The sequence below is a fragment of the Lentzea tibetensis genome (assembly GCF_007845675.1).
Taxonomy (GTDB): Bacteria; Actinomycetota; Actinomycetes; order Mycobacteriales; family Pseudonocardiaceae; genus Lentzea; species Lentzea tibetensis.
This window is the reverse complement of the sequence record NZ_VOBR01000008.1, coordinates 260,964-276,195: the sequence shown is the minus strand read 5'-3', so window position 1 is coordinate 276,195 and position 15,232 is coordinate 260,964. Positions and strand designations below refer to the sequence as shown.

General features: G+C 68.6%; 15 protein-coding genes. 6 read left to right on the top strand and 9 right to left on the bottom strand.

The annotated features are described in order from the left end of the window. Positions 1–185: 185 nt before the first annotated feature. A complete protein-coding gene (locus FKR81_RS15550) occupies positions 186–1,196 on the top strand; it encodes a lysylphosphatidylglycerol synthase transmembrane domain-containing protein (protein WP_146352472.1) in 1,011 nt (336 codons plus the stop codon). Here FKR81_RS15550 and FKR81_RS15545 read toward each other — a convergent pair. Continuing rightward, on the bottom strand, positions 1,193–1,996 hold the full coding sequence (locus FKR81_RS15545; RefSeq protein ID WP_146352470.1) for an HAD family hydrolase: 804 nt from the start codon (positions 1,994–1,996) through the stop codon (positions 1,193–1,195). The two genes, FKR81_RS15550 and FKR81_RS15545, sit on opposite strands and share 4 nt — an antisense overlap. A gap of 34 nt (positions 1,997–2,030) precedes the next feature. Between FKR81_RS15545 and FKR81_RS15540 the strand changes: the two genes are divergently transcribed. Then, positions 2,031–2,900: an LLM class flavin-dependent oxidoreductase gene (locus tag FKR81_RS15540; protein WP_146352468.1), complete on the top strand. Its 870-nt coding sequence runs from the start codon at positions 2,031–2,033 to the stop codon at positions 2,898–2,900. Position 2,901: 1 nt separating this feature from the next. Here the strand turns inward: FKR81_RS15540 and FKR81_RS15535 are convergent, their stop codons facing one another. Next, a complete protein-coding gene (locus FKR81_RS15535) occupies positions 2,902–4,812 on the bottom strand; it encodes a DUF6541 family protein (RefSeq protein WP_235921564.1) in 1,911 nt (636 codons plus the stop codon). A gap of 119 nt (positions 4,813–4,931) precedes the next feature. Here FKR81_RS15535 and glf point away from each other — a divergent pair, with 119 nt between their 5' ends. Together glf and FKR81_RS15525 are read left to right on the top strand one after the other, a co-directional pair. Continuing rightward, positions 4,932–6,116 carry a UDP-galactopyranose mutase gene (gene glf, locus FKR81_RS15530; RefSeq protein ID WP_146352466.1) on the top strand — a complete coding sequence of 395 codons (1,185 nt, stop codon included), beginning with the start codon at positions 4,932–4,934 and terminating at the stop codon, positions 6,114–6,116. 171 nt (positions 6,117–6,287) lie between these two features. After that, positions 6,288–8,189 carry a glycosyltransferase gene (locus FKR81_RS15525; protein WP_235921563.1) on the top strand — a complete coding sequence of 634 codons (1,902 nt, stop codon included), beginning with the start codon at positions 6,288–6,290 and terminating at the stop codon, positions 8,187–8,189. A 15-nt stretch (positions 8,190–8,204) separates the two neighbouring features. On the opposite strand, the gene ddaH is transcribed toward FKR81_RS15525, so the two are convergent. Then, a complete protein-coding gene (gene ddaH, locus FKR81_RS15520; protein WP_146352464.1) occupies positions 8,205–8,948 on the bottom strand; it encodes a dimethylargininase in 744 nt (247 codons plus the stop codon). A 75-nt stretch (positions 8,949–9,023) separates the two neighbouring features. Here ddaH and FKR81_RS15515 point away from each other — a divergent pair, with 75 nt between their 5' ends. Beyond that, entirely contained in the window at positions 9,024–9,767 is a 744-nt protein-coding gene (locus FKR81_RS15515) for a class I SAM-dependent methyltransferase (protein ID WP_146352462.1), read from the top strand. A gap of 2 nt (positions 9,768–9,769) precedes the next feature. Continuing rightward, the gene (locus tag FKR81_RS15510) at positions 9,770–10,156 is read left to right on the top strand and encodes a hypothetical protein (protein ID WP_146352460.1); all 387 of its coding nucleotides are present in this window, start codon (positions 9,770–9,772) and stop codon (positions 10,154–10,156) included. A gap of 158 nt (positions 10,157–10,314) precedes the next feature. Here the strand turns inward: FKR81_RS15510 and FKR81_RS15505 are convergent, their stop codons facing one another. The 6 genes from FKR81_RS15505 to wzt form a co-directional block, all read right to left on the bottom strand. Then, a complete protein-coding gene (locus FKR81_RS15505; protein WP_146352459.1) occupies positions 10,315–11,127 on the bottom strand; it encodes a carbohydrate ABC transporter permease in 813 nt (270 codons plus the stop codon). Beyond that, positions 11,124–11,990, bottom strand: a complete 867-nt coding sequence (locus FKR81_RS15500) for a carbohydrate ABC transporter permease (RefSeq protein WP_146352457.1) — start codon at positions 11,988–11,990, stop codon at positions 11,124–11,126. Before FKR81_RS15500 ends, FKR81_RS15505 begins: the two co-directional genes overlap by 4 nt. Then, positions 11,987–13,216, bottom strand: a complete 1,230-nt coding sequence (locus FKR81_RS15495) for an ABC transporter substrate-binding protein (protein ID WP_146352455.1) — start codon at positions 13,214–13,216, stop codon at positions 11,987–11,989. Before FKR81_RS15495 ends, FKR81_RS15500 begins: the two co-directional genes overlap by 4 nt. 19 nt (positions 13,217–13,235) lie before the next feature. Continuing rightward, the gene (locus tag FKR81_RS15490) at positions 13,236–13,433 is read right to left on the bottom strand and encodes a hypothetical protein (RefSeq protein WP_146352454.1); all 198 of its coding nucleotides are present in this window, start codon (positions 13,431–13,433) and stop codon (positions 13,236–13,238) included. A 72-nt stretch (positions 13,434–13,505) separates the two neighbouring features. Then, on the bottom strand, positions 13,506–14,408 hold the full coding sequence (gene glfT1 / locus FKR81_RS15485) for a galactofuranosyltransferase GlfT1 (protein ID WP_407936523.1): 903 nt from the start codon (positions 14,406–14,408) through the stop codon (positions 13,506–13,508). A gap of 3 nt (positions 14,409–14,411) precedes the next feature. Continuing rightward, the gene (wzt, locus tag FKR81_RS15480) at positions 14,412–15,227 is read right to left on the bottom strand and encodes a galactan export ABC transporter ATP-binding subunit Wzt/RfbE (RefSeq protein ID WP_146352451.1); all 816 of its coding nucleotides are present in this window, start codon (positions 15,225–15,227) and stop codon (positions 14,412–14,414) included. Between the last annotated feature and the right edge of the window lie 5 nt (positions 15,228–15,232).

Below are 15,232 nucleotides of genomic sequence, written 5' to 3'. Positions count from 1 at the left end.
GACGGTGGGAGTGCGTCCGGTACAGTGACCTCTTGGCTTCCCGCCCCGGCGCGGCTCCACAGGTTACCTGCCTGTTGGGGGGACCCCTCTGAGGGTGTGCGAACAGGGGTAACAGCGAAGAAACACCCCTGAAGCAGGGACACAGGTCTGTGGCCAACGCCGAACCCCCCGAAAGCGGAGTACCGATGACCGTCGAGCCCGACACGACGACGAACACCGAGGAACCAGTGCCCGCCGAGAAGCCCGCGCGCACAACCAAGGCCGTCGTCATCGCGTGGGCCCGCCGCCTGCTCGTCGTCCTCGTGCTGGCGGGTGCGATCTACTCGCTCGTGTCCCAGTGGGACGAGGTCTCCGCGACGCTGCTCTCGCTGCCGTGGCAGTCGGTCGTCCTTTCGACACTGATGGTCGTGATCGGTGTCTTCATCGGACCGGTCGTCTGGAAGATCGTCCTTTCGGACCTCGGCGCACCCGTGCGCTACATCGACTCGGCGAAGTTCTACCTGGTCGGTCAGCTCGGCAAGTACATCCCTGGCGCCGTGTGGGCCGTGCTCCTCTCGATGGAGCTCGCCAAGGAAGCCGGCGTCAACCGCGCCCGCAGCTTCACCGCGGGCCTGGTCGCGACCGGTCTCGGCGTGGTCGCGTCACTGATCGCCGGTCTCGCCGCGCTGCCGGTGATCCTGCAGGGCGGCGAGGAGAGCAAGCAGCTGCTGTGGCTCTTCGCGCTGCTCGTCGTCGGTCTCGCGTTCCTGCACCCGAAGCTGCTGACCTGGTCGGTCAACCTCGTCCTCAAGACGCTGCGCAAGGCGCCCATCGAGCGCCGCTTCACCGGCGTCGAGGTGCTGAAGGCGCTCGGCGCCGCCGTGGCGATCTACCTCTGCTACGGCGTGCACCTGTGGCTGCTGGTGAACTCGCTGGGCTCGGCGCGCTTCGACACGCTCGTGCTCTGCGCGGGCGCGATGGCGATCTCCATGACCGCGGGCCTGCTGGCGTTCTTCCTGCCCTCCGGCCTCGGTGCCCGCGAGCTGGTCATCACCGCCGCCGTCGCGACCGTCCTGCCCGCGGGCCAGGCCATCGCGCTGGCGCTGGTGTCGCGTCTCATGTTCACCGTCGCCGACCTCGGCTCCGCGGGCCTGGCAGCGCTGCTGTCCTACGCGCAGCGCCGTCGCGGCATCGCCCCGGTTCCCGCCGAGGACTAGAACCAGCGCTCCAGCGCCAAAGCGACCCCATCGTCCGTGTTGGACGCCGTGACCTCGTCCGCGGCCTCCAACGCATCGGGGTGCGCGTTGGCCATCGCGACGCCGTGACCGACCCACCGCAGCATCGGCACGTCGTTCGGCATGTCGCCGAACGCGATGACGTCCGGCGCCGCGACACCGAAGCGTTCGGCCACATCGGACAGCCCTGAGGCTTTCGTCACACCCCGAGCGGCGATCTCGATCAGCCCCGAGTTCGTGGAGTACGTCACGCTGAACTCGTCGCGCAGCACGGCCAGCGCCGCCTCAGCCATCTCACCGCTGCGCATGTCGGCCTTCCTGACCAGCAGCTTCACCGCCGGGTGCCCCAGCACCTCGGCCCGCGTGACGACGGTCTGACCGTTGCCCCACGGATCGGTGTACGCCGTCTCGGCGACGAACGGGTCGATGTCCCAAGCGGACTTCCCGATCCGCTCCGCGGCCAGCCCCGCACCAGGCAGGACGGTGTCCAGCGCGCTCGCGACGTCCGCGAGCTGCACCGTCGTCAGGCCCCGCTGCCAGATGACGCGGTCCTCACCCACGTCGTAGAGCACCGCGCCGTTGGCGCACACGGCCAGCCCGTCGACCCCCGCCTGCTCCGCGACGCCCGGCATCCAGCGCGGCGGACGCCCGCTCACCAGCACGAATGGGATCCCGGACTCCCGCACCCGACCGGTCGCCGACGCCGTGCGCCCGCTCACCCGCTCGTCGACTCCCAGCAGCGTTCCGTCGACATCCGAAGCAACCATTCGTGGTCTCTGCACCTGTCCATGGTGCATTGGTCGTTACTGTCGTGGGGTGCGCGTTGGCATTGTGATCCTCCCCGAACACAGGTGGTGGGTGGCTGAACCGAAGTGGCGGGTGGCCGAAGAGCTGGGCTTCCAGCACGCCTGGACCTACGACCACCTCGGCTGGCAGAGCCAGCCCGAGCGGCCGTGGTTCTCCGCCGTGCCGACGCTCACAGCGGCCGCCATGATCACCGAGAAGATCCGGCTCGGCACCCTCGTGACCTCCCCGGACTTCCGCCACCCCGTGTCGTTCGCGCGTGAGCTGCTGACGCTCGACGACATCTCCGACGGCCGCCTCACGCTCGGCGTCGGCGTCGGCGAGTCGGAGTACGACGCCACCGTCCTCGGCGACCGCCCCGAGGACGACCGCCAGCAGCGCTTCGGCGAGTTCGTCCACCTGCTCGACAGCCTGCTCGCCCGCGACACGACGACGTGGCGAGGCGAACACTTCGCCGCCGAGCAGGCGCACAGCCAGCCCGGCTGCGTGCAGCGACCCAGGCTCCCGTTCCTGATCGCCGCGAACGACGCGGCCACCATGGACATCGCCGCCCGATACGGCACCGGCTGGCTCGCCACCGGCTCGACCGCGGAGACCGCCGCCGACTGGTGGCGCGACATCGCCGAGCAGGCGCGCGCGTTCGACGAGGTGCTGGAGTCGATCGGCCGCAAGCGCTCGACCGTCGACCGCTACGTGCACCTCGACTCGGCGCCGCAGTACTCGATGGCCAGCGTCGACTGCTTCCGCGACGCCATCGGCAGGGCCCGCGAGCTGGGCTTCACCGACGCGCTGTCGCACTGGCCGAGGGCCGACGGCATCCACGCCGGACGCGAGTCCGTGCTGGAGGAGGTCGCGTCGGACGTGCTGCCCGAGCTGGTGTGAGCTACCTCAACCGGTAGACGGTCGCGTCCGCGTTCTCGTAGACCTTCTCCAGGAACGACTCCCGGTCCAGGTCACGCACACCGGGCATGCGGTCGACCCACTGCCGCACCCATCCGCGTCCAACGAGCGCATAACGAACGTTCAAGTGCCGCACCGCGTCCCGCACCGCCGGATCGCGGTCGTAGTCCCTGAAGCGCGCCTGCAGCAGCCCGATCGACGGCGCCTCCAGCGACCCGTCGTAGTGCCCCGCGACCGGCTGGACGCCCGCGATCGCGTACATCCACAGCGTGCCGTCCATCCGGTCGTTCATCACGCGCTCGCCCGGTCTCACCAGCTCACCGAGCTTCTGCATGGCCCGGACCTCGTCGCGCGTCACGACGAACGACTGGTCCTCGCGCGCCGTGTAGCCGTACGCGCGGTACGCCTGGTTGACGTTGGTCCGGAAGTACAGACCGTGCGTGAGCAGCGCGAACGCCAGCAGCACGATGATCGACGACAGCACCGGCACACGCCGCCGCAACAGCCGGTCCAGGTGGTCGTGCACCCAGGTCAGCCCGTTGCCCGCGACCACGACCAGCGGCACGCAGGCCAGCGCGATCAGCCGGAACTGGTCGTTCCACCACGGGCTCGTCGCCTTCGCCACCCACGGCTGCGGGAACGACGCGGTCAGCACCCAGAACACCCCGAACAGCGCCGCGGTCCATGCGATCCAGCGCAGGCCCGCGAGGTGCGACAACGTCGCGAGCCCGATGATCAGCGCCACCGAGAGCCAGTACTGCGGGTGCGGGATGACGTGCTGGAACGTGATCAACGTCCCCACCGACTGGCTCACCGGGAACGTCGACGGCCAGTCCATCAGCTGGATCTGCCCACCGATCGTCAACGCGCCGAGCAGGTGTGGCGCGCACAACAGGGCCGCCGCACCGGCCGGGATCAGCAGCAGCACCAGCTCGCGGCGCATCCGCGGCCACGCCCGCCACCAGCGGTGGGCCAGCAGCGGCAGCACGAACAGGATCCCGTTGAACAACGTGCTGGAGTGCAACGCCAGCAGGCCGACCGCGCACCCGCCGAACACCGCGCCGGTGTCGAAACCGGGCCGCGAGAGGTACCGGTCCAGCACCACGGCGAGCACCGGCGTCAGCGCGAGCCCGACCGTGAACGGCAGGAGTGGGCCTCGCCACAGGTTGTCGTAGGTCGCACTGGTCGCGGTGACGGCGGCGATCGCGGTGTAGCCGGCGGTCACGGCACGGCGCCGGAAGTGCTTGACCAGCACGACCAGCGACAACGCGAGCATCCCCGGCAGCAGCGCGGTGTTCGCGTTGAGCACGGCCGGGATCGGTGCGGCGCCGAGCTTGAACACGACCGCGCCGACCAGGTGGTAGGCGTTCGGGTAGAAGACGCCCTGCGGTACCTCGTACCAGTTCACGCGGCCCGTCGCGTACAGGCTGCCCTCGCCGGTCTCGGCGATGTAGCGGATGCCGTTCGCGTGGTACCCGGCGTCCCAGTCCTGCGGGATCGCGTTCAGGTCGCCCATCGCGGTCATCAGCACCGCGGCGCCGAACGCCGTGGCGGCGAGCAGCGTCGCGCCGACCGCGAGGTGGGCCCGCAACGGCCACCGGTCAGCGGGTTCCGCACCGGGGGAGAACCGCCTGGCCAGCGCGAACAACCCGACGAAGACCACCGTGCCGATCGCGAACGTCACGGGGTTGAACGGGATGCCGACCTTCCACATCCACGGCCCGAGCAGGCCGGCGATCGCGTACGTCAGCACCGGGGCGACGGCCGCGAGCGTCCACCCGCGCAGCCCCGCGGCCGCGGCGGCGAGACCACCGGGCACCCACAGGAGTGCCGCGCAGAGGAGCACGGTGGAGATGGTCAGCAGAGCACTCGCGTCGTTCGGCACAACCGTCACCTGGGGAGATGTGTGAGGGGAATTACCCCGCGTAGTTGCCGAATGCTATCGGTGACCAGCAAGAGGTGGTGTAGGGGGCGGTTGGGGTTTGCGCAACCCCTTATGTAACCTCGACGCCCGTGAGCTTCGCAGGTTATGACCTGATTGTCGTCGGATCCGGATTCTTCGGTCTCACGGTCGCCGAGCGCACCGCAACCCAGCTGAACAAGCGGGTGCTGGTGCTGGAGCGTCGTGCCCACATCGGCGGTAACGCCTACTCGGAGGCAGAGCCCGAGACAGGAATCGAGGTGCACGTCTACGGTGCGCACCTCTTCCACACCTCGAACAAGAGGGTCTGGGAGTACTGCAACCAGTTCACCGAGTTCACCGGCTACCAGCACCGCGTCTTCGCGATGCACAACGGCACGGCGTACCAGTTCCCGATGGGCCTCGGCCTGATCACGCAGTTCGTCGGCAAGTACCTGTCGCCGGACGAGGCGCGCGCGTGGGTCGCCGAGCAGGCCGCTGAGATCGACTCGAAGGACGCGTCGAACCTCGAGGAGAAGGCGATCTCGCTGATCGGCCGCCCCCTCTACGAGGCCTTCGTCCGCGACTACACCGCCAAGCAGTGGCAGACGGACCCGAAGGAGCTGCCCGCAGCGGTCATCAGCCGCCTGCCGGTGCGCTACACCTTCGACAACCGCTACTTCAACGACACCTACGAGGGTCTGCCGGTCAACGGCTACACCGCGTGGCTCGAGAAGATGGCGGACCACCCGAACATCGACGTGAAGCTGGACACGGACTTCTTCGACGTGCGCGAGGAGATCCCGGCCGGTACGCCGATCGTCTACACGGGCCCGGTCGACCGCTACTTCGACTACTCCGAGGGCTGGCTGGGCTGGCGCACGCTCGACTTCGAGCGCGAGGTGCTGCCGACGGGTGACTTCCAGGGCACCTCGGTCATGAACTACAACGACGCGGACGTGCCGTTCACCCGCATCCACGAGTTCCGCCACTTCCACCCGGAGCGCGAGTACCCGAGCGACAAGACGGTCATCGTCCGCGAGTTCTCCCGCGCCGCGGAGAAGGACGACGAGCCGTACTACCCGATCAACACGCCCGAGGACCGCGAGAAGCTGGAGCGCTACCGCGAGCTGGCCAAGGCGGAGGCCGCGGAGCGCAACGTGCTGTTCGGCGGTCGTCTCGGCACTTACAAGTACCTCGACATGCACATGGCGATCGGCTCGGCGCTCACCGCGTTCGACAACAAGATCGCGCCGCACCTCACCGAGGGCAAGCCGATCACCGGCGACCTCGACTGACCAGCAGCGAACACGCATCGCCCGGCCGGACAACCTGTGCGGCCGGGCGAGCGTCTTTAGACACTGAGTACTATGGGCGCCTGACGCGCCGCGCCACGACAACTCCTGTGGCGGTAGCCATCCCATGAAGCTGACCCGAACCGACCGAGTTCGGTTCGCCGGAGGAAGCACGTGACCGAGCAGGCCAAAGCCGCAAGCGCAACCAAGATCAACCCGAACCAGGTCCTGCAGCGCGTGATCATGCCGCGGGACGAGGACCCGCTGGACGTGCGGCCCCTCTACCTCGACGAGCCGGCGAACGTGCACAGCCACGTCTCGTCCAGGCGCGCGGTGACGGTCCCCACCTCGGCCAAGGTCTCCTTCGCTTCCTACTTCAACGCCTTCCCGGCGAGCTACTGGAAGCGCTGGACGGTCGTCGACGAGGTCGTGCTGCGCATGTCCGTGCGCGGTTCGGGTCGCATCGACGTGTACCGCTCCAAGCCCAGCGGTGACGTCATCCACCTCGAGGGCCAGATGGTCCGCAGCCCGAAGGCGTGGACCGAGGTCGCGGTCCCCGTGTCGCTGACCCCGTTCGAGGACGGCGGCTGGATCTGGTTCGACGTCTTCACCGACGACTCGACGCTGGAGATCGACAACGCGGCCTGGACGACGGACAAGGAACTGCCGTCGCAAAAGGTCGCCATCGGCATGACCACCATGCGCCCGGTCGACGCGGTCATCGCGCTGCGCGCGCTCGGTGAGGACCCGCAGGTCCTCGACGTCGTGCAGAAGGTGTTCGTCGCGGACCAGGGTGCCGTGAAGGTGCGCGACACCGTCGGCTACGACGAGGCCCGGAAGGTCCTCGGCGACAAGCTGGAGATCATCGAGCAGGACAACCTCGGCGGCTCCGGCGGCTTCACCCGCGGCCTGTACGAGGCGATCGAGCACACCGACGTCGACCAGATCATGCTCATGGATGACGACATCCGCCTCGAGCCGGACGCGGTGCTGCGCTCCAACGCGTTCGCCCGCGCCGCCGCGCAGCCGGTGATCGTCGGCAGCCACATGCTCAACCTCCAGGCCCGCGCCCGCCTGCACAGCATGGGCGAGGTCGTCGACCTCGGCACGTGCTACTGGCGTGCGGCGCCCGGCGCGCTGACCGACCACGACTTCGGCACCGAGTCGCTGCGCGAGACCGAGGAGCTGCACACCCGCATCGACTCCACCTACAACGGCTGGTGGATGTGCCTCTTCCCGCGCGAGATCGTGCAGCGCACGGGCTACCCGCTGCCGCTCTTCATCAAGTGGGACGACGCGGAGTACTCGCTGCGCGCGCTGGAGAAGGGCTACCCGACCGTCTCGCTGCCCGGCTCGGCCGTGTGGCACATGCCGTGGACGGACAAGAACGACGCCACGGACTGGCAGGCGTACTTCCACACCCGCAACCGCCTCGTCCTCGCGGCGCTGCACAGCCCGTACGACGTGCGGTCGACGCTGCTCAAGCAGGGTCTGAAGCTGTCGCTGCGGCACCTGCTGTCCATGGAGTACTCGACGGTCGCCGTGCAGCAGAAGGCGATCGAGGACTTCCTGGCCGGTCCGTCGAAGCTGTTCGACTCGCTGCGCACCGCGCTGCCGGAGATCAGGGAGCTGCGCAAGCACTACTCGGACGCCCAGGTCCTGCCGTCCGCGCGCCAGTTCCCGGCGCCGACGTTCGACATGGTGCGCGCCGAGCAGATGCTGACGCCGCCGACCAACCCGGCCACCATCGCGGCGGAGGCGGCCAAGGCGCTCGTGCACAACCTGCGCGACCCGGAGCCGGCCACCGCTGAGCGCCCGCAGATCAACGTGCCCGCGACCAACGCGCGCTGGTTCCTCCTCGGCAACCTGGACAGCGCCACGGTGTCCAGCGCCGACGGCAGCGGCGTCGCGTTCCGCAAGCGCGACCCGAAGGAGTTCCGCCAGCTCATGGCCCGCGCGGTGCGCAACTACCGCCGCCTCGGCCAGGAGTGGCCGCGGATGAAGAAGGTCTACCGCGACGCGCTGCCCGAGCTCACCTCGGTCGAGTCGTGGCGGAAGGTCTTCGAGAACAACTGATGTCGTGCGCCTGCCTCAGCGGACCAACACGCTGAGGCAGGTCACGCAGCCTTCCAGCTTTTCGAACTCGCTGATGTCGACCACCCGCGTGCGGAAGCCGAGATCAGCGAGTTCTTCTGCTGTCCGGACCGCGGACGCGCTGATCAGCACCTCGTCGCCGCCCAACGGCACGACGTGGCAGCCCGGCTCCTCGTCGACCACGCGCACCCCGGACAGGCCGGCGATCTCGCCGAGCGCGAGGAACGTCCCGTCCGGCAGCGCCGTCACCGCGGACTTGAGGTGCAGCACGCCCTGCGGCCGCAGCGGCACCACGGTCCTCCCGAGCGGCGACAGCAGTGCGCGCAGCTGCTGGATGCCCTCGGCGTTCGTGCGCCCGCCCCGCCCGACGTAGACGGTGTCGCCGACCTGCAACACGTCGCCGCCGTCCAACGTGCCGGGCTCCTCGATCCGCGCGATCCGCAGACCCAGCTCCCGCGCCGTCTCCTCGGCCCCGGCCGTCTCGCCACGCCGCTCCGGCGCGCCGGACCTGGTCAGGATCGCCAGGTCCGCGCACACGACGAGCGCGTCCTCGATGAACACCGAGTCCGGGTGGTCCTCGGCCGCCGGGACGTCCCTGACCTCCCAGCCCGCGTCCGACAGCGCCTGCCGGTAGGCGTCGTGCTGCCGCATCGCCAGCTCGACGTCGACGGGCGTGCGGTCGATGTGCGTGACGAGGCCGTCGGCCAGCCGGGAGCTGGGCCTGCGAACGAGAGCGATCATGTGGTCCGTTCTACCCGTTGGTCTCGATCAGGTCACGCCAGGCATCGAACTTTCAAGATCAAGCGTCTGGCTGGCATGGGGGATACGAAGCGAGCAGATTTCTACGACGGACCGGCCCACGACTACCTGCGCTACTGGGACGGCCGCGACTACGAACACGCGGCCGAGCGCATCGCGCTGGAACGGCTGCTGACGGGCGAGCACTTCGCGCACGCCGTCGACGTGGGCGGTGGTTACGGACGCCTGTCCGTGCTGCTGCACCGCTACGCCGACCGCGTCACGCTGGCCGAGCCGAGCCGCCGCCAGCTGGACATCGCGGCCGACGTGCACCCGGAGTTGGAGACCGTGCAGGCGCAGGCCGCTGACCTGCCGTTCGCCGACGGTTCGGTCGACCTGGTCACGATGATCAGGGTCATGCACCACCTGCCCGATCCGACCGCCGAGCTCGCCGAGATCGCCCGCGTGCTCGACCCGGTCGGCGCGGCCGTGGTCGAGGTCGCCAACCTCGGGCACTTCCGCAACCGGCTGCGCCACCTCGGCCGCGGCATCCCGTCCGAGCCGGTCGACATCCGGTCGCCGGAGAACCGGCACGACGACGAGATCCCGTTCGTCAACCACAACCTCGACACCGTGACGCGGCAGCTGAACGACGCCGGGCTGCGGGTGGAGAGGGTGCTGTCCGTGTCCAACTTCCGGTCGGCCACGCTGAAGCGCGTGGTGCCGCACCGGGTGCTGGTGCGCATGGAGGAGATGGCTCAGGTCTGGCTCGCGTCGCTGCGGTTCGGGCCGAGCATCTTCCTGCTGCTGCGGAAGAGGTAGGCGTGCCGTCGCACGACGAGATCCAGGAGTGGATAGCCGGGTGGCCCGAGGAGTGGGAGCTGCCGGAGGAGCTGGTCGGCCCCACCGAGAACACGGTGGCGAACCTGGCGATCCGAATGCTCGAGTGCGAGAACCTGTCTCACAAGGCGCGCATCCTGCTCGGGCGCTTCATCGGTGAGCACTCGCTGCTCCAGCTGTGGATCCTCAGTGACGTCAAGGGGCGCGGAGCCCGTGACATCAGGGAGGTCTACGGCGTCGACCAGGACGGGATCCGCCTGGTGTACGAGGCGTGGAAGCAGTTCCAGGCCGCGCCGCTGGACCACCGTGCCACGCTCGACGAAGCACTCGAAACGGCAGTCGTGACCTGGGCCGACTACCGGAAGAACTAGTGCCGTGGCCGTCAGCCTTCGCCGCGTCTTCGGCGCTCAGCAGGGCGCCTCGCGGCACCGGCCCCACGCCCACAGCCACCAGGATGAGGACGCGGGGCCGGCACCGCGATGCACCCGTCTGACCGCCGAATACGGGGCAAAGGCTGACGGCCACGGCACTAACCCTTGATGCCCGTCTCGGTCACGCCGCGTACCAGGAACCGCTGCAGCGCGACGAACACGATCACCAGCGGCGTGATCGAGACGGCCGCCGCGAGGAACAGCTCGTGGACGTTCAACGACTGCGCGGTCAGGAACGTCGACAGCGCCACCTGCACGGTCCACGCGTCCTGGTCCTGGGCGATCACCAGCGGCCACAGGAACTGGTTCCACGACGTCACGAACGAGATCACGCCCAGCGCCGCGAAGAAGCCGCGCGAGTTGGGCACCACGATCCGCCAGAACGTGCCCCAGTGGCCGAGGCCGTCGATGCGGGCGGCCTCCTCCAGCTCGTGCGGGAAGTTCAGGAAGTACTGGCGGAACAGGAAAGCCGTGAAGCCGCTGAACAGTCCGGGGATCACCAGCCCGCGCAGGTCCGACACCCAGCCGAGCGTCGACACCACGACGAACGTCGGCACGAACGTCACCGCGGCCGGGATCATCAGCGTCGCCACGACCGCGTAGAAGACGACGTTCGAGTAGCGGTAGGGGATCCGCGCCAATCCGTACCCGGCCAACGAGCAGAACAGCAGCTGTCCCACCGTCTGCAGCACCGCCACCACCAGTGAGTTGACCATGCTGCGCACCATCGGCACCGCGGGGTCGCTGAACAGCTCGGTGAAGTTCTCCCAGTGGAACGAGGCGGGGAACAGCGTCCACGACGTCGCGGTGATCTCCGACTCCAGCGCGAGACCGTTGCGCACGATCAGGTAGAACGGCACCAGGAACAGCCCGGCCGACACCCACAAAGCCAGATACCGCAACGCTTTCACCGCGCGAACACCTTGCCGTGGGCCAGCGTGACGCCGGCGATCAGCAGGGTCAGGATCACCGCACCCGCGCTGCCGTGCCCGAAGTCCTGGCCACCGCTGCCCAGCGCGATGTTGTAGAGGTACAGCAAAGGCGGCCGCCCGAACGGCCCGGCGCCCAGCACGTTGTAGAACTCGTCGAACGCCTGGTAGGCCGCGACGAGCAGGAGCAGCAGCACCGCGACCGACGTCGTCCGCAGCTGCGGCAGCGTGATGAACCGCAACGTCTGCCAGCCCGACGAAGCACCGTCGATGGACGCCGCCTCGTACAGCACCCGCGGAATCCGCTGCAGGCCCGCGATGAACAGGATCATGTAGAACCCGAGCTGCAGCCACAGCCGCAGGGTCACCAGCACCAGCCAGTACCAGGGCGGCGAGGTGCTCACGGTCCAGGCGATCGGTTCAGCGCCGAACCAGCCGAGCACGGTGTTCGCCAGGCCGAAGCGCACGCCGTTGAAGATCGACAGCTTCCACACCAGCGACGCGACCACGTACGAGCACGCGAACGGCATGAAGAACACCGAGCGGAAGAACGCCTGCATCGAGCGGATCCCGTTGACCAGCAACGCCAGCGCCAGCGCGAGCACGAAGGTCAGCGGCACCACGAACAACGCGAACAGGCTGAACGTGCCCAGCGAGCGGAGGAACGACGCGTCGGTCAGCATGTCCGCGTAGTTGGCGAAGCCGACGAACGTCGACGGTGTCACCGTGTTGCGCGCGTCGAAGAACGACAGCAGCACGCTCCACCCGATCGGCAGGTACACGAAGATCGCCAAACCGGCCGTGAACGGGCCGACGAACAGCCAGAACGCGCGGCTGTGCCTCATCCGTAGATGCGCTTCAACTCGTCCCGCACCTTCGACACGGCGGTCCGCAGCTCGGCGTCGGCCGGTGCGCCGTCACGGATGACGCGCGACACCGCGTCGGTGTACGACGTCCGCATCGCCGAGGTCCAGTCCGGCGGGTTGGACGACTTCGCGTTGTCCCGCACGAACTTCACCGCGTCCGCCGCCTGCCCGGACTGCAGCTTCGCCGCCTTCGCGGCCAGCGACGCGCGCGGCGGGATGTGGAAGCCGTAGGACAGGTTGAAGTCCTCCTGGTAGTCCGCGCGCTCGACCCACAGCCAGCGCACGAACTCCTTCGCCTCGTCGATCCGCGACGACTTGGCGTTCACCATCGCGCCGAACGCGCCGACCGGCACCGACGGACGACCCGCGTCGTTCAGGCGAGGCCACGGCAGCACGCCGAAGTCGTCACCCAGTGCCTTCTGCACGGCGGGCACGGTCCACAGGCCGGTCCACTGCATCGCGACGAGCCCCTGCGTGAACGCGTCCGGCTCCGCCCAGTCCTTCACCGCACCCAGCAACAGCGCGCCGCTGGAGTACAGGTCGCGCAGCTTGCCGATCGCCTGCGCCGCCAGCGGGTCGTCGAACCCGACCTGGTGCTCCGGCGTCACGTAGTCCAGTCCGGCCGACCACAGCGCGGGCCCGCCCAGCACCGCCGCGCCACCGTCGTTGCCGGCGAAGAGTCCCTTCACGCCACCGCTCGTGAGCTTGCGAGCGGCCTCGACCAGTTCGTCCACAGTGGACGGCGGCTGCAGCCCGGCCGCGGCGAACATGCTCTTGCGGTAGAACAACATCTGCATGTCCACGGCCTGCGGGACGCCGTAGACCTTCCCGTCGACGGTGTGCCCGGCGAGGATCGTCGCCGTGAAGTCGTCGCGCGCCGATGAGATCACGTCGTCCAGCGCGACGATCTGGTTCGACCGCACCGCGCTGATCTGCAGCGTCGACTCGAAGACGTCAGGGCCGGTGCCGGACAGCAGGCTCGTCGCGAGCTTCGACTCGTAGTCGCCGGGGTTCCACTGGACCTCGACGGGCACCTTGTCGTAGGACTTCGCGTAGCGCTCGACTGCCTGCTGCACACCGGGTTCGCCGTACGCGTGGTACCACTGCCGCAGGGCCTGGCCGTTGCCACGACCGGTGTTGGAGCCGCACGCGGCGAGCAGAACGGTGGCGGCGCTGGCGCTGAGCAGTCTGCGTCGAGAGATCACCCTTCACGTCTTACCCCACTCAGGAGAAGTACGCGATCACAACGTGCGAGAAGTTGACTACGAACTGTTGCCCGTCCGCACCTTCGATGATCTGGGTATGCCCGTTTCGCACGATCTGCGTCAGCCGCTCACCGAGGTCGGTGGCGACCTCGGGCCTCACCTTGAGCGAGATCGGGTTCGGGTTGGCGGCGAGGTGCAGGACGAGTTCTTTGCTCATGACACCGAGCAAACAGCCCGCCCCGCACGGCCACAACGCGGGTTCGCCGACAGCGATTACCCGTAAAGCGAACTACGGGCGGAAGAAGCGTTCCTTCTGTCCGAGGCGCACGAGCTTGAGCCACTCGACGAACGCCTTGGGGTCCTTGCGGACGGCGAGGAAGTACAAGCCGAACCGGAACACCTCGAGCAGGCCGAGCTTCCGCATGCCCGGCTGGGACAGCAGGTAGCCGCGGTTGCGGTAGGTGAAGTAACGCTTGACCGGGTTCTCCGGGTCCTGCGCGTGGAACCGGCCGCCCAGCATGGGCTTGAACTCGTCCGAGCCGTCGGGGTGGACGTAGGCCACCTTCAGCGACGTGCCGAACGGCAGGCCGGTGCGCACGAGGCGGCGGTGGATCTCCACCTCGTCGCCGCGGAAGAACAGCCGGTAGTCCGGCACGCCGATGACGTCGATGGTGGACGCGCGGAAAAGCGCGCCGTTGAACAGCGACGCGATGCCCGGCAGGAAGTCCGTGCCGAGCTCGGAGGCGTTGCGCTTCCAGGTGAGGCCGCGACGCAGCGGGAACGCGAGCTTCGTCGGCTGGTCGATGTTGGTGACCATCGGCGAGATCGCGGCCAGCTTGCGGCGCTCGGCCTCGTCCATGAGCGTGGCGAGCACGTGCTCGTCGGCAGGGCGGCCGTCGTCGTCCGCGAGCCACAGCCAGTCCGCGCCGAGCGCCAGCGCGTGCAGCATGCCGAGCGCGAACCCGCCTGCACCACCGAGATTGGTGTGCGACGGCAGGTACGTCGTCGGGATCGGGCACTGCTCGACCAGGTCCTCGACCGGCTGGTCGGGGCCGTTGTCCACGACAACGAGGTGGTCCGGAGTCCGCGTCTGCGTCGCGAGTGCCTTCAGCGACTCGGCGAGCAGTTCCCTGCGATGGCGGGTGACCACCACAGCCACCACGGAGCCCTTGGGCAGTGCCTCGAGAGTCACGATCTATTCGCCGCCATTTCCGCTGAGAACGGGAGCTTGGCTGATCCTGTCGAGCGTCTCCGGGGTGAACCGCTCGTAGGGGTCGTAACCCTTGTAGGAGGTCACGATCTCGCGCAGGTCGCCCTGCATCTTGACCTGGCCCTCGTCCATCCAGAGCCCGGTGTCGCACAGCTCGAAGAGGAACTCGTCGGAGTGGCTCGCGAACACCAGGAGGCCGGACCGCGCGACCAGGTCCTTGAGGCGGTCGCGCGCCTTGCCGAGGAACGCCGCGTCGACCGCGCCGATGCCCTCGTCCAGCAGCAGGATCTCCGGGTCGATCGAGGTGACGACACCCAGCGCCAGGCGGACGCGCATACCCGTCGAGTACGTGCGCAGCGGCATCTGCAGGTAGTCACCGAGCTCGGTGAACTCCGCGATGTCGTCGACCCGCTTCTCCATCTCCTTGCGGGTCATGCCCAGGAAGAGGCCGCGGATCATGATGTTCTCGTACCCGGAGATCTCCGGGTCCATGCCGACGCCGAGGTCGAAGACCGGCGCGACCTTGCCGACGATGCGCGAGCTGCCCCGCGTGGGCTCGTAGATGCCCGCGAGCAGACGCAGCAGCGTGGACTTGCCGGCACCGTTGTGGCCGACCAGGCCGACCCGGTCACCCTCCTTGATGGAGAGGTTGATGTCGTGCAGCGCCTCGATGATCGGAACGCGACCTTCAGAGCCGATCTTGCCGCCGACCTTGCCGAGCGCCAGCTTCTTCAGCGACCTCGACTTGGCGTCGAAGATCGGGAAGTCGACGGATGCGTTCCAGACGTCAATGCTGACCATGTTGT